The 20601-nt window shown below is 59.9% G+C and carries 18 protein-coding genes and 2 pseudogenes; 6 read left to right on the top strand and 14 right to left on the bottom strand.

Going from position 1 to position 20601, the window contains the following annotated elements; all coding sequences use genetic code 11:
- Positions 1-383 precede the first annotated feature (383 nt).
- The 5 genes and pseudogenes from ACE04F_RS07835 to fdxA all read left to right on the top strand — a co-directional run.
- Positions 384-623: pseudogene (locus ACE04F_RS07835) on the top strand (DUF6124 family protein); the annotation flags it as partial.
- Between the two features lie 324 nt (positions 624-947).
- Positions 948-1637 carry a zeta toxin family protein gene (locus tag ACE04F_RS07830; protein WP_486105679.1) on the top strand — a complete coding sequence of 230 codons (690 nt, stop codon included), beginning with the start codon at positions 948-950 and terminating at the stop codon, positions 1635-1637.
- Positions 1634-1801, top strand: coding sequence for a hypothetical protein (locus ACE04F_RS07825; RefSeq protein WP_305499122.1), 168 nt, complete (start codon positions 1634-1636; stop codon positions 1799-1801). Before ACE04F_RS07830 ends, ACE04F_RS07825 begins: the two co-directional genes overlap by 4 nt.
- Before the next feature lie 227 nt (positions 1802-2028).
- On the top strand, positions 2029-4596 hold the full coding sequence (gene mutS, locus ACE04F_RS07820) for a DNA mismatch repair protein MutS (RefSeq protein ID WP_486105725.1): 2568 nt from the start codon (positions 2029-2031) through the stop codon (positions 4594-4596).
- A gap of 144 nt (positions 4597-4740) precedes the next feature.
- Positions 4741-5064, top strand: coding sequence for a ferredoxin FdxA (gene fdxA / locus ACE04F_RS07815; protein ID WP_486105678.1), 324 nt, complete (start codon positions 4741-4743; stop codon positions 5062-5064).
- A 487-nt stretch (positions 5065-5551) separates the two neighbouring features.
- On the opposite strand, the gene rpoS is transcribed toward fdxA, so the two are convergent.
- The 8 genes from rpoS to ACE04F_RS07775 form a co-directional block, all read right to left on the bottom strand.
- Positions 5552-6559, bottom strand: a complete 1008-nt coding sequence (rpoS, locus tag ACE04F_RS07810; protein WP_003198289.1) for an RNA polymerase sigma factor RpoS — start codon at positions 6557-6559, stop codon at positions 5552-5554.
- A gap of 106 nt (positions 6560-6665) precedes the next feature.
- Complete coding sequence (locus ACE04F_RS07805) at positions 6666-7511, bottom strand: peptidoglycan DD-metalloendopeptidase family protein (RefSeq protein WP_486105677.1); 846 nt, start codon at positions 7509-7511, stop codon at positions 6666-6668.
- A 226-nt stretch (positions 7512-7737) separates the two neighbouring features.
- Positions 7738-8373, bottom strand: coding sequence for a protein-L-isoaspartate(D-aspartate) O-methyltransferase (locus ACE04F_RS07800; RefSeq protein ID WP_161796107.1), 636 nt, complete (start codon positions 8371-8373; stop codon positions 7738-7740).
- A gap of 41 nt (positions 8374-8414) precedes the next feature.
- A complete protein-coding gene (surE, locus tag ACE04F_RS07795) occupies positions 8415-9164 on the bottom strand; it encodes a 5'/3'-nucleotidase SurE (RefSeq protein ID WP_305499115.1) in 750 nt (249 codons plus the stop codon).
- Positions 9152-10210, bottom strand: a complete 1059-nt coding sequence (gene truD / locus ACE04F_RS07790; RefSeq protein ID WP_486105676.1) for a tRNA pseudouridine(13) synthase TruD — start codon at positions 10208-10210, stop codon at positions 9152-9154. Before truD ends, surE begins: the two co-directional genes overlap by 13 nt.
- Positions 10207-10680: a 2-C-methyl-D-erythritol 2,4-cyclodiphosphate synthase gene (ispF, locus tag ACE04F_RS07785; protein WP_486105675.1), complete on the bottom strand. Its 474-nt coding sequence runs from the start codon at positions 10678-10680 to the stop codon at positions 10207-10209. Before ispF ends, truD begins: the two co-directional genes overlap by 4 nt.
- Positions 10681-10723: 43 nt before the next feature.
- Positions 10724-11569 (bottom strand): S-formylglutathione hydrolase, encoded by an 846-nt coding sequence (gene fghA / locus ACE04F_RS07780; RefSeq protein WP_305499109.1) that lies wholly within the window; start codon positions 11567-11569, stop codon positions 10724-10726.
- A gap of 7 nt (positions 11570-11576) precedes the next feature.
- Positions 11577-12689, bottom strand: coding sequence for an S-(hydroxymethyl)glutathione dehydrogenase/class III alcohol dehydrogenase (locus ACE04F_RS07775; protein WP_486105674.1), 1113 nt, complete (start codon positions 12687-12689; stop codon positions 11577-11579).
- A 107-nt stretch (positions 12690-12796) separates the two neighbouring features.
- Here ACE04F_RS07775 and ACE04F_RS07770 point away from each other — a divergent pair, with 107 nt between their 5' ends.
- Positions 12797-13693 (top strand): LysR substrate-binding domain-containing protein, encoded by an 897-nt coding sequence (locus tag ACE04F_RS07770; RefSeq protein WP_092330626.1) that lies wholly within the window; start codon positions 12797-12799, stop codon positions 13691-13693.
- Positions 13694-13832: 139 nt separating this feature from the next.
- Here ACE04F_RS07770 and ispD read toward each other — a convergent pair whose 3' ends face one another.
- The 6 genes and pseudogenes from ispD to tilS form a co-directional block, all read right to left on the bottom strand.
- Entirely contained in the window at positions 13833-14540 is a 708-nt protein-coding gene (gene ispD / locus ACE04F_RS07765) for a 2-C-methyl-D-erythritol 4-phosphate cytidylyltransferase (RefSeq protein ID WP_486105673.1), read from the bottom strand.
- Positions 14537-14815: a cell division protein FtsB gene (ftsB, locus tag ACE04F_RS07760; protein WP_003184873.1), complete on the bottom strand. Its 279-nt coding sequence runs from the start codon at positions 14813-14815 to the stop codon at positions 14537-14539. Before ftsB ends, ispD begins: the two co-directional genes overlap by 4 nt.
- Before the next feature lie 168 nt (positions 14816-14983).
- Positions 14984-16273 (bottom strand): phosphopyruvate hydratase, encoded by a 1290-nt coding sequence (eno, locus tag ACE04F_RS07755; protein WP_258631378.1) that lies wholly within the window; start codon positions 16271-16273, stop codon positions 14984-14986.
- A gap of 204 nt (positions 16274-16477) precedes the next feature.
- On the bottom strand, positions 16478-17323 hold the full coding sequence (gene kdsA, locus ACE04F_RS07750; RefSeq protein WP_486105672.1) for a 3-deoxy-8-phosphooctulonate synthase: 846 nt from the start codon (positions 17321-17323) through the stop codon (positions 16478-16480).
- A gap of 4 nt (positions 17324-17327) precedes the next feature.
- Positions 17328-18959, bottom strand: coding sequence for a CTP synthase (gene pyrG, locus ACE04F_RS07745; protein ID WP_486105671.1), 1632 nt, complete (start codon positions 18957-18959; stop codon positions 17328-17330).
- 274 nt (positions 18960-19233) lie between these two features.
- Positions 19234-20563: pseudogene (tilS, locus tag ACE04F_RS07740) on the bottom strand (tRNA lysidine(34) synthetase TilS).
- Between the last annotated feature and the right edge of the window lie 38 nt (positions 20564-20601).

The following is a 20601-nucleotide window of genomic DNA, read 5'->3' as shown; positions in this document are numbered from 1 at the left end:
CCTCGCCACGGGATTCGCCCTACACAGCCTTAGGAAAAACCGCCCACACCGTCCTGCAAATGCGCATCGCGAGACTACGTTGCCTTGCGCCTCTGCCTACAACTACGCCAGAATCCGCCGGCTTGTGCGCCTTGGGGCCCAGCGGTACTTTTGATCTTGTCACTGCCCATCAGTGACTGGGTTTAGTAGCCCGGCATTCCAAGGCGTACATGGCTCCGCTCAGCCAGGTTTTTACCTGCGCTCAATGGTAGCTGTGCGCAGGGCGCCCTCGGGCGCGCCGGTTTCTTGGATCCCCGGTCTACTAACCTGCGTACAGCTGCCGCCCATCTCGTTTAGTAGCGGATTGGTAGTCCAAACAGATACCAAATCCCCTCGAAGATGACCTCAAGCCGAAAGCCGACGAGGAACGATCCGATACCCTCTATCTTATTGCTCCCAACATAGATGCCGAATGCCTGCTCGCCAACCTCAGCGAAACCCTGGCTTCGGCCAACGCCATGGTCAGCGATCTCGCCTTCGACCTGGAAGGGTCGCGACGACATATCGCACTAGGGATCCTGCAGATGATCGAGCTGAGCCAGTTGCTGGCGAATCGGGCATTGGATGTGGTGGATCCCAGATAAAACAGGCCGATTCGACGAGAAACAAAACAGCCTGCATGTCGCCAGGCTGTTCATTCAAGAAGGACAACCCCCTATGGCGAGGGGGCTTGCTCCCGCTGGGCTACGCAGTATTTCCGCTTCTAGCGGCCGCTGCGCCCCCAAAGCGGGAGCAAGCTCCCTCGCCACGTCGTTATCAACTATAAATGGCAGCAATAAGCACAAAGAGGCCTGGGGAGTTCGACACAAACAGTCAGACCATCGAAAGGGATCGGATTAATGACGGAGAATGCCGATACACGCAGCTGACTACTGGCTTCAGCAGACCAAGCCGTCCATGAAGACGCATTGCGCTTCGCTCGGTCCAATAAAAAAGCAATCGCGAAGCGACTGACAGATAAGGCTCTTTATCCGCCAGAGGAAGCGCCGGTGTCAGTTTTTATGGCAGGCTCTCCGGGCGCCGGTAAAACCGAGGCATCAATAGCCTTGGTGAATCTGTTCGCAGATTCAGCGATCCTGCGCATAGACGCTGATGAACTACGAAGCGAGTTTCCAGCTTACGCTGGAGCAAACTCCTGGCTGTTTCAGGGAGGAGTTTCGATTCTGGTCGATAAAATGTTGGATTTCGCATTGGATCAAAGGCAGTCCTTCATCCTTGATGGAACGTTTTCCAACATAGACGTAGCAAGACGAAACGTAGATCGCTCCTTGAGAAAAGGCCGTTTCGTACAAATTCTATATGTATATCAGTCGCCTCTACTCGCCTGGGGATTCGTCAATGCTCGCGAGGCGGCCGAGGGCAGGAGGATCCGCAAAGAACATTTCATCAAGCAATATTTCGCCGCACGTGACGTAGTGAACGCGCTTAAGCTAGAGTATCGCGGCGATGTCCATGTGGACCTGTTACTCAAACATATCGACAATTCGGGACGACTTTACAAAGCCGGTGTCGATAAAATTGACTACCATATCCCTGAGCAACACACGCGGGCCGACCTAGAGGCCATGCTCGAGCCACCATCAGGAGGGCACCTATGATTTCGATCAAGCTGGGCTTGTCCAAAGGAACCAAAAGCACCTTTGCCGATTTTATTCGTAATGCTAAATCGGACCAAAAGAAACGTGTTTATAGCGAGGTTTTGACAGAGGCTACCAAGCAGCAAAACCTGGTGATGATGCAGGCCGAGGCGAAACGAGGCTGATATCAAAATTCAAGAGAAGCCCGACTACATGTCGGGCTTTTTATTGCCAGATTTACCTGGCCAGGTTTTTTCCGCCACATTCTGGGAAAACAATCGAAGCCACTCATCCCTGGGTCGCACCAGACCGCCCATGTTAACCTTGCGCCCATCGCGGAAAAGCCGGGCCGATGCCCCTCCTTTTGCCCCACACCTTTCAACGAGCTTGCCTGACACCGATGAATACCGCCGTGAACGACCTGTCCTCCCACACGCCGATGATGCAGCAATACTGGCGCCTGAAGAATCAGCACCCCGATCAGATGATGTTCTACCGCATGGGCGATTTCTACGAAATCTTCTATGAGGACGCGAAGAAGGCCGCCAAGCTGTTGGACATCACCCTGACGGCGCGTGGGCAATCGGCGGGCATGGCGATTCCGATGTGTGGGATTCCTTACCACGCGGCGGAAGGCTACCTGGCGAAACTGGTCAAGCTGGGCGAATCCGTGGTGATTTGCGAACAGGTCGGCGACCCGGCCACCAGCAAAGGCCCGGTGGAACGCCAGGTCGTGCGGATCATCACTCCCGGCACAGTCAGTGACGAGGCGTTGCTGGATGAGCGTCGGGACAACCTGATCGCCGCCGTCCTCGGCGACGAGCGCCTGTTCGGCCTGGCCGTGCTGGACATCACCAGCGGCAACTTCTCGGTATTGGAAATCAAGGGCTGGGAAAACCTGCTGGCGGAACTCGAGCGGGTCAATCCGGTGGAGTTGTTGATCCCGGATGACTGGCCCAAAGACCTGCCGGCGGAAAAACGCCGTGGCGTACGCCGCCGGGCGCCGTGGGATTTCGAGCGCGACTCGGCGTTGAAAAGTCTCTGCCAGCAGTTTTCCACCCAGGACCTCAAGGGCTTCGGCTGCGAGAACCTGACCCTGGCCATCGGCGCCGCCGGCTGCCTGCTGGCCTACGCCAAGGAAACCCAGCGCACCGCCCTGCCCCATCTGCGCAGCCTGCGTCATGAACGCCTGGATGACACGGTCGTGCTGGACGGCGCGAGCCGCCGCAACCTGGAACTGGACACCAACCTGGCCGGTGGCCGCGATAACACCTTGCAATCGGTGGTCGATCGCTGCCAGACCGCCATGGGCAGCCGCCTGCTGACCCGCTGGTTGAACCGACCGCTGCGGGACCTGACGGTACTGCAAGCACGCCAGTCTTCCATCACGTGTCTGCTGGACCGCTATCGTTTCGAGCAGTTGCAACCGCAGCTCAAGGAAATCGGCGATATCGAGCGGATCCTCGCGCGGATCGGCCTGCGCAACGCCCGTCCACGCGACCTGGCGCGCCTGCGCGACGCCCTCGGCGCGCTGCCCGAACTTCAGGTGGCAATGACCGACCTTGAAGCCCCTCACCTGCAGCAACTGGCGCGCACCACCGGCACCTACCCGGAACTGGCCGCGCTGCTGGAAAAAGCCATTATCGATAATCCGCCAGCGGTGATTCGGGACGGTGGCGTGCTGAAAACCGGTTACGACGCCGAACTCGACGAGCTACAATCGCTGAGCGAAAACGCCGGCCAGTTCCTGATCGACCTCGAAGCCCGGGAAAAGGCCCGTACCGGCCTTGCCAACCTCAAGGTCGGCTACAACCGTATCCACGGTTATTTCATCGAGCTGCCGAGCAAGCAGGCCGAGCAAGCCCCGGCCGATTACATCCGGCGCCAGACCCTCAAGGGCGCCGAGCGTTTCATCACGCCGGAACTCAAGGCTTTCGAGGACAAGGCGCTGTCGGCCAAGAGTCGCGCCCTGGCCCGGGAAAAGATGCTCTATGAAGCACTGCTTGAAGACCTGATCAGCCAACTTCCGCCTCTGCAGGACACCGCCGCCGCCCTGGCGGAACTGGACGTGTTGAGCAACCTGGCCGAGCGCGCGCTGAACCTGGACCTCAACTGCCCACGCTTCGTCAGCGAGCCGTGCATGCGCATCAGCCAGGGTCGCCACCCGGTGGTTGAGCAGGTACTGACCACGCCGTTCGTGGCCAACGACCTGAGCCTGGACGACAACACCCGCATGCTGGTGATCACCGGTCCGAACATGGGCGGTAAATCCACCTACATGCGCCAGACCGCGCTGATCGTGCTGCTGGCTCACATCGGCAGCTTCGTCCCGGCGGCCAGTTGCGAACTGTCGCTGGTGGACCGGATCTTCACCCGGATCGGCTCCAGCGATGACCTGGCCGGTGGGCGTTCGACGTTCATGGTGGAAATGAGCGAAACCGCAAACATCCTGCACAATGCCACCGAGCGCAGCTTGGTGCTGATGGACGAAGTCGGTCGCGGCACCAGCACCTTCGACGGCTTGTCCCTGGCTTGGGCGGCCGCTGAGCGTCTCGCCCAGTTGCGCGCTTATACACTGTTCGCCACGCACTATTTCGAATTGACCGTGCTGCCGGAGAGCCAGCCGCTGGTGGCCAACGTCCACCTCAACGCCACCGAGCACAACGAACGCATTGTGTTCCTTCACCACGTACTGCCCGGCCCAGCCAGCCAGAGCTACGGCCTGGCGGTGGCGCAACTGGCCGGTGTGCCGAGCGACGTCATCACCCGCGCCCGCGAGCACCTCAGCCGCCTGGAGACCACCAGCTTGCCGCACGAGGTACCGCGCCCGACCAAAGGCAAACCGGCCGCGCCGCAGCAAAGCGACCTGTTCGCCAGCCTGCCGCATCCGGTGCTCGACGAACTGGCCAAGCTCGACCTCGACGACATGACCCCGCGCCGGGCGTTGGATTTACTCTATACATTGAAGACACGGGTCTAACGCACGGGCTTTCAAGCTGTTAGAATCTCGCGCGGTTTGGGATGCTGCGACCTATTAGCCTGGGTTTGCAGATCATCGCTCCCGAACCTCGCGACCCCTACCGTGATGGGGCTTCGCCGCAGCCGCCTGAGGAGAGAATTAGAAATGACCTTCGTCGTCACCGACAACTGCATCAAGTGCAAGTACACCGACTGCGTAGAAGTCTGTCCGGTGGACTGCTTTTACGAAGGCCCGAACTTCCTGGTCATTCACCCGGACGAGTGCATCGACTGCGCCCTGTGTGAACCGGAATGCCCGGCGAATGCCATTTTCTCGGAAGACGAAGTGCCGGCCGGTATGGAGAACTTCATCGAGCTGAACGCCGAACTGGCGGATATCTGGCCGAACATCACCGAGCGCAAGGACCCGCTTCCGGATGCCGCCGAGTGGGATGGCAAGCCAGGCAAGATCGCGGACCTCGAGCGCTGATCTTTTCGGCGTCACCAAAAGGCCCCTTGCGGGCCTTTTTGCTGCCTGGAACAAAATCGCAGGCAAAAAAAAGGGGCGGTTTGACCCGCCCACATTTTTTCCATAATCCCTTTAATCCTTTTCATCGTCCTGATGAATCGCGTCCTGCGATGTCCTTCCTGTCCCATCATCCTTGACGGGTGTGTCTGTCCGTCGACACAGGATTGATATTAGTGTTTTCCCAAACGAGTGCAATGCCTCGGCGGCGCTCCTCCGGCACTGTCACACGTCATTCATACATAATAAAATCTATATATAACAACTAGATACGAGTTCGCTCAGTTCATTATTAGCAATCTGTCCCATCATCGTGAAACCGAACGCTTACGCAACACTAGGCAAAAGCTTACAAACTGAAGCTACAAAATGGGTAGAAGGAAATCCTCTCTGCCAGCAAAAGCAAAAGCCCCGAACTCAGTCGGGGCTTTCTCTGCTGCGCTTGCCTGATTTACTGGAACAACGACTCGCTCGACAGGCCGTTTTTCTCTAGGATCTCTCGGAGGCGCTTGAGGCCTTCGACCTGGATCTGCCTGACCCGCTCACGAGTCAAACCAATCTCCAGGCCCACATCTTCAAGGGTGCTGCTTTCATGACCGCGCAAGCCGAAGCGGCGGATCACCACTTCCCGTTGCTTGTCCGTGAGCTCCGAGAGCCACTGGTCGATGCTCTGAGACAAATCGTCATCCTGGAGCAACTCGCACGGATCGGTGGGACGATCATCGGTAAGGGTGTCGAGCAGCGTCTTGTCCGAGTCTGGCCCCAGCGAAACGTCGACCGATGAAACCCGCTCGTTGAGCCCAAGCATCCGCTTGACCTCGCCCACCGGTTTTTCCAACAGGTTGGCGATTTCCTCGGGTGAAGGTTCGTGATCGAGCTTCTGGGTCAACTCACGAGCAGCCCTCAGGTAGACGTTGAGCTCCTTGACCACATGAATCGGCAGCCGGATGGTCCGGGTCTGATTCATGATGGCCCGCTCGATGGTCTGGCGGATCCACCAGGTCGCATAGGTCGAGAAACGGAAGCCGCGTTCGGGGTCGAATTTCTCGACCGCGCGAATCAGGCCCAGATTGCCCTCTTCGATCAGGTCCAGCAGCGAAAGCCCACGATTGACGTAGCGTCGGGCGATTTTCACCACCAGGCGCAAGTTACTTTCAATCATGCGTTTTCGGCCCGCCGGGTCGCCACTTTGCGACAAGCGCGCAAAATGAACTTCTTCCTCGGGGGAGAGCAGCGGCGAGAAACCGATTTCGTTGAGGTACAGCTGAGTGGCGTCCAGCGCCCGGGTGTAGTCGATGTACTTATGTTGTTTAAGTGAAGCGGAGTGTTTGGATTTGGCACGAACGGAAGGTGGAGTCGCCCCTTCATCATTCGACATCGAATCCATAGCGATGCCGGTCTCCATAAGGAGAACCTCATCGTCGATGTCAAACTCCGGCACTTCTTTACTGAGAGCCATTGTTATAGTCCTTTGGTGAGTTCGACCTCAAGCTCAAGCGGCGCCTTTATCCTTGGCAACGCTGGAGCCTGTTCCCTCTACGTGACGGAACAGGCTGACAAGCAAATCAACGACGTGGCAGGAATTGCAGCGGATCCACAGGCTTACCTTGTCGGCGAATCTCAAAATGCAGTTTCACCCGATCCGTACCCGTTGAGCCCATTTCGGCAATTGTCTGTCCGACCTTGACCTGCTGCCCCTCCCGAACCAACAGCCTGCGGTTGTGACCGTAGGCACTGACGTAGGTATCGCTGTGTTTGATGATCACGAGTTCGCCGTAGCCCCGCAAACCACTCCCGGCGTACACCACCGTCCCATCAGACGCTGCCAAAACAGGCTGTCCCAAATCCCCAGCGATATCAATTCCTTTATTCAAACTACCGTTTGAAGAGAATTTACCAATGAGAACGCCATTAGAAGGCCATCCCCAGCCGGTCGGGGCGGGGCCTGCCGGAGGCATCGGAACGGGTGTCGGCTTGTTCGCGACGGACGGTACAGTCGTCGTTGCGGTACCGGCCGGGCGACGAATAACCGTGGTTTTACTCGAGGATGACGGCGTCGAACCCGACTGCGTCACGACCGCGGTAGGTGTTGAGGCACTGCGACCGTCAAAGCGAATTGTCTGACCCGGATGGATCGTATAAGGCGCAGGAATGTTGTTGCGAGCCGCGAGGGCTTTGTAGTCCCAGCCGTAGCGAAACGCGATGGAAAACAGCGTATCGCCACGACGGACTACATATTGGCCGGTAGTTACTGTAGGCCGCTGCGGTGTCGCATTGTTGCGATCAACCACCCGGACATTACCCGACGGAGTACTGGAACAACCGACCAGCAAGGTACTCAAGAGAAGGCCAGTCACCAGGCGCTTGAAGCTCGTGATACCCATACGCTGCGCAATGACTGTGAGACTCACCCGCCGCTCCCTTTGTGGTGGCTGAAAAAATTGCACGCTGCCTGTCCAGGCAGAAATATTGCCCCGTGGCGGGCCGACACCACGCTTCTATAAAGGAAGCGCGAAAAGCTGCCGCACACGTTTGCTCGACGCTGTTGAACGCTGTTTGGCAAACCAGCGCCAGTCGAACAGCTGCTGCCGTAAGACACATGCCGTGCCCCGGAATTCAGCGTCTGTCTATAAATGCTCAGGCCAATGGCCCGTTGAGCAACGGCACGAAACGCACCGCCCCGAGGACGTGCCGAGAAAAACCATGTTCTTCGCGCACTATCAACATCAGTTGCTGGACTTCGCCCGCACCCACCGGAATGACCAGCCGCCCGCCGGGAGCCAGTTGATCCAGCAAAGCCTGGGGTACGTCGGTGGCAACGGCCGTGACAATGATGCCGTTATAAGGCGCCAATGCCGGCCAGCCTTCCCAACCGTCGCCCCAGCGAAACACCACGTTACGCAGATTCAGCTCCACCAGGCGCTCCTTGGCGCGATCCTGCAGGACCTTGATCCGCTCCACGGAAAATACCCGCTCCACCAACTGCGACAACACCGCAGTCTGGTAACCCGAGCCCGTGCCGATCTCCAGCACTTTGTCCAGCGGCCCTGCCTCCAACAGCAGCTCGCTCATGCGGGCCACCATGTAGGGCTGGGAAATGGTCTGGTTGTGGCCGATCGGCAACGCCGTGTCTTCGTAGGCGCGATGGGCCAGCGCCTCATCGACAAACAGATGACGCGGCGTGCGGCGAATCACCTCCAGCACCTGGGCGTTGGACAAGCCTTCTTCGTAAAGCCGCTGGATCAACCGTTCCCGGGTCCGCTGGGAGGTCATGCCGATTCCGCGACGCAGCATATCGTCTTGTTCACGACCCATCAGCGCAGCCCCTCCAGCCAGCCATCGAGACTTCGAAAGGCATCGTTGAAAGTGCGATCGAGCTGCAAGGGGGTGATCGAGACATAGCCCTGCATTACTGCATGGAAGTCGGTGCCAGGCCCGCCGTCTTCGGCATCACCGGCGGCGGCGATCCAGTACCCGGCTTTGCCGCGCGGGTCGACGACATGCATCGGCCTGGCGGCGCGGGCGCGGTGGCCCAGGCGAGTAAGCTGGATGCCACGGATATGATCAAGCGGCAGATTCGGGATATTCACGTTCAGCACCGTACGCGGCGGCAGGTCCAACTCGCCGTGGGCCTGCACCAGTTTGCGGGCGAAATAGGCCGCGGTGGGCAAGTTGTCGACCTGGCGAGAAACAAACGAAAAGGCAAACGACGTGTGGTTCAGGAAACGACCTTCCAGGGCAGCGGCAACCGTACCGGAATACAGAACGTCATCGCCCAGGTTGGCTCCCAGGTTTATACCTGAAACCACCATGTCGGGCTCGCGCTCCAGCAGGCCGTTCAGGCCCAGGTGCACACAGTCAGTCGGCGTGCCGTTGAGGCTGATGAAACCGTTGTCCAGATAACAAGGGTGCAGCGGACGGTCGAGCGTCAGCGAGCTGCTGGCGCCGCTTTTGTCCTGGTCCGGAGCGATGACCACGCACTCGGCAAAATCCGCCAGCGCAGCATAAAGCGCGGCAAGACCGGGTGCTGTCACCCCGTCGTCGTTAGAAATCAGAATACGCATGGGCTGTCCGTCTGCCCCACCGGCACCAGATCGACGAGTTCGCGCACCAAGACAGTGGCGAAACATCCGGCCGGCAGGACGAATTCCAATTGCAGAATGTCAGGCGAGGGATAATGCCACGACAGCCCGCCAATGGGCAGTCGCAGCATGCGACGTTCGTGACTCATTCCCGCGTTTATCAACCAGTCGCGCAGATCGGCCTCTTGCGCGGCAATGGCCTGTTCCAGTTCGAAGGTTGCGCCAGCGGCGGGCGAGGGTCCTTCGCCCCACTGTGGACCGGTCGGGTGCAGATCGAGAATGGCCAGGCGCGGATCGCTGCACTCAGCCTCACCGGCCGGGAAAAAACTGCGGCTGTCGGTGAAGGCGAGCAAGTCGCCCACCTGGGCTTGCTGCCAGGTACCGTCGGCGACTCGCGCCGCCAGCACCCGGTTGAACAGAAAGCTGCGCGCCGTGGACAACAGCCGAGAGCGCACGTTGCGCTGCTCCGGCAAAGCCTTGCGTGCCGCCCAGGCGCGCGCATCGACGACATTGCCGCCGTCATGGCCAAAGCGCTGGGCACCGAAATAATTCGGAATGCCGTGCCGGGCGATGTGTTGCAGACGCGCCTCGATGGCGTCTTTGTCGCCCGTGAACTGGGTCAGGCGCAAGGTGAAGCCGTTGGCCGAATGCGCGCCGCGCTGCAGCTTGCGTCGATGGCGGGCAGTCTTGAGAATCCTCAGCGTATCGTTTTCCGCCGTCGACAGGTCCGGGTCGGCCTTGCCGGGCAATTGCACGCTGAACCATTGCCGGGTCAGGGCCTGACGATCCTTGAGCCCGGCGTAGCTGACCGTGCGCAACGGCACGCCGGCGGCCTTGGCGATTCGCCGGGCAGCCTCCTCGGTGTTCAAACCGCGTTTTTCCACCCACATCCACAAATGCTCGCCATCACCGGACAACGGGATATCAAGCACCTCGTCGACCTGGAAATCCTCGGCGGTGGCCTTCAGTACCGCACGGCCCAACGCCTCACCGTAGGCCCGTGGGCCCAATAGTTCCAGTTCGGTCATGGACGTTGCAACAAGGCGACGGAATGGACGGCAATACCTTCTTCGCGACCGACGAAACCAAGCTTCTCGGTCGTGGTGGCCTTGACGTTCACCTGGTCCAGCTCAACCTTGAGATCTTCGGCAATCCGCTGGCGCATCGCTTCAATGTGCGGTGCCATCTTGGGGGCCTGGGCGACGATGGTGTTGTCGACGTTGGCGACGACCCAGCCCTTGGCATGGATCAACGCGACCACGTGGCGCAGCAGTGCGCGGCTGTCGGCGCCCTTGAATTGCGGGTCGGTATCCGGGAAATGCTTGCCGATGTCGCCCAGGGCAGCCGCGCCGAGCAGAGCATCGCTCAAGGCGTGCAGCAACACGTCACCGTCAGAATGCGCAAGCAGCCCGAAGCCGTGTGCGATACGCACGCCGCCCAGAGTTATGAAGTCGCCTTCAGCGAAACGGTGAACATCGTAGCCGTGGCCAATACGCATAAAAAAACGCCCCGATTTTTGTCAGGGCGTGATTCTACCTGCATTAGGCGTTCAGAGCGCGCGCATGATGCTGCAAGTGTTCATCAATAAAGCTGGCGATGAAAAAATAGCTGTGGTCGTAGCCCGGTTGCAGGCGCAACTCCAGTGGATGACCGGCCGCTTTGGCAGCCTGCTGCAGCGCTTCAGGTTTAAGCTGATTGGCCAGGAAATCGTCGCGATCACCCTGATCCACCAGCAACGGCAGCTTTTCCTGCGCTTCGGCGATCAATGCACAGGCATCCCATTCGCGCCATTTCGAGCGGTCTTCCCCCAGGTAACGAGAGAAAGCCTTCTGCCCCCATGGGCAATCCATCGGGTTGTTGATTGGCGAAAAAGCCGACACCGAACGGTAGCGCCCAGGGTTGCGCAAGGCGCAGACCAGCGCGCCATGGCCGCCCATGGAATGACCGCTGATGCCGCGTTTATCCGAGGCGGGGAAATGCGCTTCGACCAGCGTCGGCAATTCCTGCACCACATAGTCATGCATCCGATAGTGCCGCGCCCACGGATCCTGCGTGGCGTTCAGATAAAAACCCGCGCCCAGGCCGAAATCCCAGGCGCCGTCCGGATCGCCCGGCACGTCGGCGCCACGGGGGCTGGTGTCCGGCGCGACGATGATCAGCCCCAACTCGGCGGCCATGCGCTGGGCACCGGCCTTGTGCATGAAGTTTTCGTCGGTGCAGGTCAGTCCGGACAACCAGTACAACACCGGCAGTTTGCCGCCCTGCTCGGCTTGCGGCGGCAGGTAGACGGCAAAGACCATGTCACAACCGAGCACTTCGGAACGGTGGCGGTAACGTTTGTGCCAGCCGCCGAAGCTTTTCTGGCAGGAGATGTTTTCCAGGCTCATGACGACCTCAGAAATGGATGACGGTACGGATGCTCTTGCCTTCGTGCATCAGGTCGAATGCCTTGTTGATATCTTCCAGGCCCATGGTGTGGGTAATGAAAGTATCCAGCGGAATCTCGCCCTTCTCGGCCATCTCCACATAGCTTGGCAACTCGCTGCGACCACGCACACCGCCAAAGGCCGAACCGCGCCAGACGCGGCCGGTCACCAACTGGAATGGCCGGGTGGCGATTTCCTGGCCGGCCCCGGCCACGCCAATGATCACCGACTCGCCCCAGCCCTTGTGGCAGCATTCCAGCGCGGCACGCATCAACTGGACATTGCCGATGCATTCAAACGAGAAGTCCACGCCGCCATCGGTCATGTCGACGATGACCTCCTGGATCGGGCGATCGAAGTCTTTCGGGTTGACGCAATCGGTCGCGCCGAGCTGCTTGGCGATTTCGAACTTGGCCGGGTTGATGTCGATGGCGATGATACGCGAGGCCTTGGCTTTCACCGCGCCGATCACGGCCGACAGACCGATGCCGCCCAGGCCGAAGATTGCCACGGTGTCCCCTGGTTTGACCTTGGCGGTGTTGAGCACGGCGCCGATGCCGGTGGTGACGCCGCAGCCCAGCAGGCAGACCTTTTCCAGCGGCGCTTCTTTGGGAATCTTTGCCACGGAAATTTCCGGCAGCACGGTGTACTCAGAGAACGTCGAAGTGCCCATGTAGTGGAAAATCGCCTCGCCCTTATAGGAAAAGCGCGAAGTGCCGTCCGGCATCAAGCCTTTGCCCTGGGTGGCGCGAATCGCCTGACACAGATTGGTCTTGCCTGACTTGCAGAACTTGCACTGGCCGCATTCCGGTGTGTACAGCGGAATCACATGATCACCCACCGCCACCGAAGTCACGCCTTCGCCAATGGCCTCGACGATCGCGCCGCCTTCATGACCGAGGATCGACGGGAAGATCCCTTCCGGGTCAGCGCCCGAAAGGGTGTAGGCGTCGGTATGGCAAACACCCGATGCCACCACGCGCAGCAGCACCTCGCCGGCTTTCGGCATGGCGACGTCGACTTCAACGATTTCCAGGGGTTTCTTGGCCTCGAAGGCAACGGCGGCGCGCGACTTGATCATTCGGATTCTCCGGCAAATAAAAACAAGACCGCGAGTGTAATCCTTCGCCGAACGATGAATAATCCAACCAAAAGCAAAACATTATTGCTGTATAGGGACAATCGTTTATGTCTGACAATCGCTGGGAAGGCATCGACGAGTTCGTCGCCGTGGCCGAATGCAGCCAGTTCACCGCGGCGGCCGAGCGCCTCGGGGTTTCGTCTTCGCACATCAGTCGACAAATCGTACGGCTGGAAGAGCGTCTGCAGACACGATTGCTCTATCGCAGTACCCGACGCGTGACCCTCACCGAGGCCGGTCAGACTTTTCTGCAGCATTGCCAACGCTTGCAGGATGGACGCGAGGAAGCGCTGCGGGCGGTGGGCGATCTCACCAGCGAACCCAAGGGCATGCTGCGAATGACCTGTGCGGTGGCCTACGGCGAGCGCTTTATCGTGCCGCTGGTGACGCGGTTCATGGGGCTGTACCCGCAACTGCGAGTAGACATCGAACTGAGCAATCGCCCACTGGACCTGGTTCACGAAAGTCTGGACCTGGCGATTCGCCTCGGCCGCCTGCAGGATTCGCGCCTGGTCGCCACACGCCTGGCGCCGCGGCGCATGTACCTCTGCGCTTCACCGTCCTATCTGGAACGCTATGGTCGACCCCACAGTGTGTCGGAACTGAGCCGTCACAACTGCCTCATCGGCAGCTCCGACATTTGGCAACTGGAGCAGAACGGGCGGGAATTTTCTCAACGGGTGCAGGGAAACTGGCGTTGTAACAGCGGGCAAGCGGTGCTTGATGCGGCGCTGCAAGGGGTGGGTTTGTGCCAACTGCCGGATTATTACGTGCTGGAACATTTGCACAGCGGTGCGCTGATCTCGTTGCTGGAGGCTCATCAGCCGCCGAACACAGCGGTTTGGGCGCTGTACCCGCAGCAGCGACATCTGTCGCCCAAGGTGCGCAAGTTGGTGGATTACTTGAAGGAGGGGTTGGCTGAGCGGCCGGAATATCGGGGATGACAGTGGCCTGTGCAATTGCTATCGCGAGCAGGCTCGCTCCCACAGAGGTTTTTGGTTGTACCCAACATTCATGGCGACTGAAGATCCAATGTGGGAGCGAGCCTGCTCGCGAAGACGGTCAGGAAGACGCCTCCAGCGCTCAGCGCCGATTCGCCCAACGCTGGCGCAACCACTCCAGGTCTTCCGGCCGGGTGACCTTGATGTTGTCCGATCGCCCCTCGATCAACCGAGGCGCCTGCCCCGCCCACTCCATGGCCGAAGCTTCGTCTGTAATCAGCGCATCCGCCACCAGGCTGTCGGCCAAGGCCCGATGCAAGGCGCCGAGGCGGAACATCTGTGGCGTGTAGGCTTGCCAGATCACGCTGCGATCAATGGTCTCCAGCACACGGCCATGCTTGTCGACGCGCTTGAGGGTATCGCGCGCCGGTACCGCCAACAGACCGCCGACCGGATCGTTCGCCAGCTCATGGAGCAGTCTGTCGAGATCGTCCCGTGACAGGTTGGGCCGCGCGGCGTCATGCACCAGCACCCAATCGAAATCGTCGGCACCCTGCTCATGAAGATGCAGCAAGGCATTGAGCACCGAATCGCAACGCTGCTCGCCGCCGTCCACACGCTGGATTCGAGGATCGCTGGCGCAGGCCAGTGTCGGCCAGTAAGGGTCATCTTGGGCAACGCTGACCACCACGCCCTTGACGGTTGGGTGGTCGAGAAAACAGCCAAGGCTGTGTTCGAGAATGGTACGTCCGCCCAGTTGCAGATATTGCTTGGGACGGTCCGCGGCCATGCGGGCACCGACGCCCGCGGCAGGAATCACGACCCAGAAGGCCGGCAAACGAATACTCATTGGGCCAACTGGTAGAGGGTTTCGCCCTCCTTGACCATGCCCAGCTCATGTCGAGCCCGCTCTTCAACGGTCTCCATGCCTTTTTTCAGCTCTGTCACTTCGGCGTCCATTACCCGGTTACGCTCCAGCAGCGCCTCGTTTTCAGCGTGCTGGTCGGCAATTTGCTGAGTCAGGTCGGCCACTTGCGCCAGGCTGCCATTACCCACCCACAGGCGGTACTGCAAGCCGGCCAGCAAGAGAAGCAAGACAAGAAACAACCAATTGGGACTGCGCATCGAATATCAGTATCCAGTGAAAAAAGACCGCCGTGCCAAACTTGAAGGTCTGATAGCACGAAGCCTGGAAAATCCAGGCTTGTGCTTGATAAGGCATCAGATTAGAGGCAAAACCGTCGCCTTGGCGACCTTTGCGACACAATCCGCTGTCTTTTTACCATTTACCGCTTAGCCGCGAAACTCGGCACGGCCGTTGTACTTGGCCTTGCCATTCAACTGCTCTTCGATACGCAGCAGCTGGTTGTACTTGGAAACGCGGTCGGAACGGCATAGGGAACCGGTCTTGATCTGGCCTGCCGCCGTACCCACGGCCAGGTCGGCAATGGTCGAATCTTCGGTTTCACCGGAACGGTGGGAGATGACCGCGGTGTAGCCGGCAGCCTTGGCCATCTGGATGGCTTCCAGGGTTTCGGTCAGGGTACCGATCTGGTTGAACTTGATCAGGATCGAGTTGGCGATCTTCTTGTCGATGCCCTCTTTCAGGATCTTGGTGTTGGTCACGAACAGGTCGTCACCCACCAGCTGGGTTTTCTCGCCGATCTTGTCGGTGAGGATTTTCCAGCCAGCCCAGTCGGACTCGTCCAGGCCATCTTCGATGGAGATGATCGGGTAGCGCTCGGTCAGGCCCTTGAGGTAGTCGGCAAAACCTTCGGCGGTGAACACCTGGCCTTCGCCGGACAGGTTGTATTTACCGTCTTCGAAGAACTCACTGGCCGCGCAGTCCAGGGCCAGGGTCACGTCGGTACCCAGCTTGTAACCAGCGTTGGCCACGGCTTCGGAGATCACCTTCAGCGCGTCTTCGTTGGACGCCAGGTTCGGCGCGAAGCCGCCCTCGTCGCCAACCGCGGTGCTCAGGCCACGGGCCTTCAGCACGGCCTTGAGGTGATGGAAAATCTCGGTGCCCATACGCAGGCCTTCGGAGAAGGACTTGGCGCCAACCGGCTGGACCATGAATTCCTGGATGTCGACGTTGTTATCGGCATGCTCGCCGCCGTTGATGATGTTCATCATCGGCACCGGCATCGAGTAGACGCCCGGGGTACCGTTCAGGTTGGCGATGTGCGCGTACAGCGGCAGGTCCTGATCCTGGGCGGCAGCCTTGGCAGCGGCCAGGGAAACGGCGAGGATCGCGTTGGCGCCCAGGGTCGCTTTGTTTTCGGTACCGTCGAGTTTGATCATGGCCTGGTCGAGGGCTTTCTGGTCAGCAGGGTCCTTGCCCAGCAACAGGTCGCGGATCGGACCGTTGATGTTGGCGACGGCTTTCAGCACGCCCTTGCCCAGGTAACGGCTCTTGTCGCCATCACGCAGCTCCAGCGCTTCGCGCGAGCCAGTGGAAGCACCGGACGGCGCGCAAGCGCTGCCGATGATGCCGTTATCGAGAAGCACGTCCGCTTCGACAGTGGGGTTGCCACGGGAGTCGAGAACTTCACGACCTTTGATGTCGACGATTTTTGCCATTGTTGTGAACACTCCAAAGTTGACTAGAACGTTGCAGAAAACGTGCTCGCTCTCAGTTGCGATTCAGTCAAGAGACCGAATGGGAGCGCTTCGCGCTCCAGCGGGAGCAAGCTCCCTCGCCACAGCAAGCCATGCTCCCACAAGAGCAGCGCGGCCAGCAGGCCAGAGCGATAATCGAGCGGTACTTTACCGGAGAAAGCCGTGTTACGCGGTTTCTATCGTCGGAAAACCCTTGACCAGCTCGTCCAGCGCCTTGAGCTGAGACAGGAAAGGTTCCAGCTTGTTCAAGCGCAGGGCACAAGGGCCGTCGCACTTGGCGTTGTCCGGGTCAGGATGGGCTTCGAGGAACAGGCCCGCCAGGGACTGGCTCATGCCGGCCTTGGCCAGGTCGGTGACCTGGGCGCGACGACCACCAGCGGAGTCGGAACGACCACCGGGCATCTGCAGCGCATGGGTGACGTCGAAGAACACCGGGTACTCGAACTGCTTCATGATACCGAAGCCGAGCATGTCCACCACCAGGTTGTTGTAGCCGAAGCTCGAACCGCGCTCGCAGAGGATCAACTGATCGTTGCCGGCCTCTTCGCACTTGCTCAGGATGTGTTTCATTTCCTGAGGCGCGAGGAACTGGGCTTTCTTGATGTTGATCACCGCGCCGGTCTTGGCCATCGCGACTACCAGGTCGGTCTGGCGCGACAGGAAGGCCGGCAGCTGGATGATATCGCAGACCTCGGCGACCACCGCAGCCTGCTCAGGCTCGTGCACGTCGGTGATGATCGGCACGCCGAAGGCTTGCTTGATGTCCTGGAAGATCCGCATGCCCTCTTCCAGGCCCGGACCACGGTAAGACGTCACGGATGAACGGTTGGCCTTGTCGAAGCTGGCCTTGAACACGTAAGGGATGCCCAGCTTCTGGGTGACCTTGACGTATTCCTCGCAGACCTGCATGGCCATGTCGCGGCTTTCCAGCACGTTCATGCCGCCGAACAGCACCATGGGTTTGTCGTTGGCAATCTCGATGTCGCCGACGCGGATGATCTTCTGGGCCATGGTCTTACGCCTTCTTTTGGTGTTGAGCCAAAGCGGCTTTCACGAAACCGCTGAACAACGGATGACCGTCCCGCGGTGTCGAGGTGAACTCCGGGTGGAACTGGCAAGCGACGAACCATGGATGATCCGCAGCCTCGACCACTTCAACCAGTGCACCATCACCGGAGCGGCCGGAGATTTTCAGGCCGGCTTCGATCAGTTGTGGCAGCAGGTTGTTGTTGACTTCGTAGCGGTGGCGGTGACGCTCGACGATCACATCCTTGGCGTAGCAATCGTGCACCTTGGAGCCAGCTTCAAGCAGGCACTCCTGGGCACCGAGGCGCATGGTGCCGCCCAGGTCGGAAGTTTCGGTACGCACTTCGACCGAGCCGGTGGCGTCTTCCCACTCGGTGATCAGGCCCACGACCGGGTGGCCGCTGGTGCGATCGAATTCGGTGGAGTTGGCGTCCGTCCAGCCCATCACGTTACGGGCGAACTCGATGACGGCCACTTGCATGCCGAGGCAGATGCCCAGGTAAGGCACCTTGTTTTCGCGAGCGTATTGCACCGCGGTGATCTTGCCTTCCACACCCCGCAGACCAAAGCCGCCCGGCACCAGGATCGCATCGGCGCCTTCAAGCAGACCGGTGCCCTGGTTCTCAATGTCTTCGGAATCGATGTAGCGCAGGTTGACCTTGGTACGGTTGCTGATGCCGGCATGACTCATCGCCTCGATCAGCGACTTGTAGGCATCCAGCAATTCCATGTACTTGCCGACCATGGCGATGGTGACTTCGTGTTCCGGGTTGAGCTTGGCATCAACCACCGCGTCCCATTCGGACAGGTCGGCACTGGCACATTGCAGGCCGAAGCGCTCGACGACGAAGTCATCCAGGCCCTGGGAATGCAGGATGCCGGGGATCTTGTAGATGGTGTCGGCGTCTTCCAGGCCGATCACCGCACGCTCTTCGACGTTGGTGAACTGGGCGATCTTGCGACGCGAGGACATATCGATCGGGTGATCGGAGCGGCAGATCAGCACGTCCGGCTGCAGGCCGATGGAGCGCAGCTCCTTCACCGAGTGCTGGGTCGGCTTGGTCTTGGTTTCACCAGCGGTGGCGATGTACGGGACCAGCGTCAGGTGCATCAGCATCGCGCGCTTGGCGCCGATTTCGAAACGCAGCTGGCGGATGGCTTCGAGGAACGGCTGGGATTCGATATCGCCCACGGTACCGCCGATCTCGACCATCGCCACGTCGGCATCGCCGGCGCCCTTGATGATGCGGCGCTTGATTTCGTCGGTGATGTGCGGGATGACCTGGATGGTCGCGCCCAGGTAGTCACCCCGACGCTCCTTGCGCAGCACGTGCTCGTAGACACGGCCGGTGGTGAAGTTGTTGTTCTGGGTCATGGTCGTGCGGATGAACCGCTCGTAGTGGCCCAGGTCCAGGTCGGTCTCGGCGCCGTCGTGGGTGACGAACACTTCACCGTGCTGGAACGGGCTCATGGTGCCCGGGTCCACGTTGATGTACGGGTCCAGCTTGAGCATGGTGACCTTAAGTCCCCGCGCCTCCAGGATGGCCGCCAATGAAGCCGAGGCAATGCCTTTCCCCAATGAAGAAACAACACCGCCCGTGACGAATATGTAGCGCGTCATGAAAAACCCTAGAAGTCTGCGTTAAAGCGGTCCGAGCCGCCGGGGAGAGCGAAGGAAGGCCGAAGCCCCCGATCACCTGCATTAATCACAGTGCACCTTTCAAAAAAACCGCCGCGTCGGGACAGACCGGAGGTGAAATCACCGGTACGTTGCTCGCTACACATTTTTTGGAATCGCCCAGCAAAGACTGCTTGGTAATCGGCAACTCCTGCAATTCAGGCGAATCCACAGAAGTTGTATCAAGAAGGGAGCGTAGTCTACCGGAAAGCCCCTTTCAGCTCAAACCCAGATCTTGGCTTTCATGGCTGCCAGATCAGTTGCCAACTGCCGTTAGCGTCCCGATCGAAGCCCGGAAGGCTGGCCAGCCCTAGCAATTGCTCGCCCCGATAGAGCAACGGCAATCGAGCGCGAACGAACGCCGGCACGCTGTTTTCGTTGAGCAAACGCTTGAGATCACGGTGTCCGCGCCCCGGCAACGCCATGACTTCGCCGCCCTGGCGATAACGGATGCACAGCGCTCCCGCAGGGGCTTCGCCACGAAAGATCACCCGGCCATTGCCCGGCAGCGATAACGGCTGATCGACCTGAGCCCATCCAATGGGACCCGCAACTGGCTGCAGCCAATGGTCGGATAACCACCAGATGCGTCCGCCGGTCCGGTGCAATTCGCCGTCCGCCAGTCGCCAGACCGGATGGCCATCGTCCCTGGCATCACGCAGCGAGTCCCAGCCAACCCAATGGTCACTGTCGGGAAGCCTCGTCACGGGTGCCAGCCAATGGCTCAATACGTTGCGCTGGCGGGCCGGTGACAAGGCCCGCAAAGGCGCCAACTCAAGAGACCGTAACCCGAGCCAATCGAACGTGTTGGGGGTCAGGACACGTTCCAGATCGATCTGCGCCAGTTCGTCCAGCAAGCCCTGCGCCTCGCTCAGGTGCGCGGCGCTGCGCGCGAGGGTCGTCGATGCCTGGGGCCACTGCTCGACCAAAACCGGAAAGACCCGCTGGCGCAGGAAATTGCGGGCGTAACGATGATTATCGTTGGAAGGGTCTTCGACCCAGCTCAAACCGTGCTGGTTGGCATAGGCCTCCAGTTCCGTCCGGGAAACATCGAGCAATGGCCGCAACAAATATCCATGCCCCAAGGGCCGCTGCCTCGGCATCGCCGACAAACCCCGTGCCCCTGCCCCGCGCAGCAGACGAAACAACAGCGTCTCGGCCTGGTCATCCCGGTGCTGGGCGGTAAGCAAGACTTCGTTGCCCTGCGTCGCGGCGGTGAAAGCCGCATAACGCGCGTCACGGGCGGCTCGTTCGATGCTGGCGCCGGGGCTGACTCGCACATTGACCACCTCCAGAGGCACGCCAAGGGCTGCGCAAACCCGATGACAATGTTCCGGCCAGGCATCGGCCACAGCCTGGAGGCCATGATGGACGTGGATGGCGCTTAGCGCAGGCAACGAATGGTTTTTCGAAAGGGCCGCGAGCAGATGCAACAGGACGGTGGAGTCGAGGCCACCGGAGAAAGCGATGCGCCAGGTGGCGGCGTTGCGCCAGGGGGATAGCTGGGTGAGAAGCCGGGCCGTCAGGTCAATGCTGGGTTGATTCATGGAAACTGGCCTTCACACAAAGCAAATGTGGGAGCGAG

It is taken from the genome of Pseudomonas sp. AGC41 (assembly GCF_057334555.1).
The sequence above is the reverse complement of the archived record's forward strand: the minus strand, read 5'-3'. Positions and strand labels throughout refer to the sequence as shown.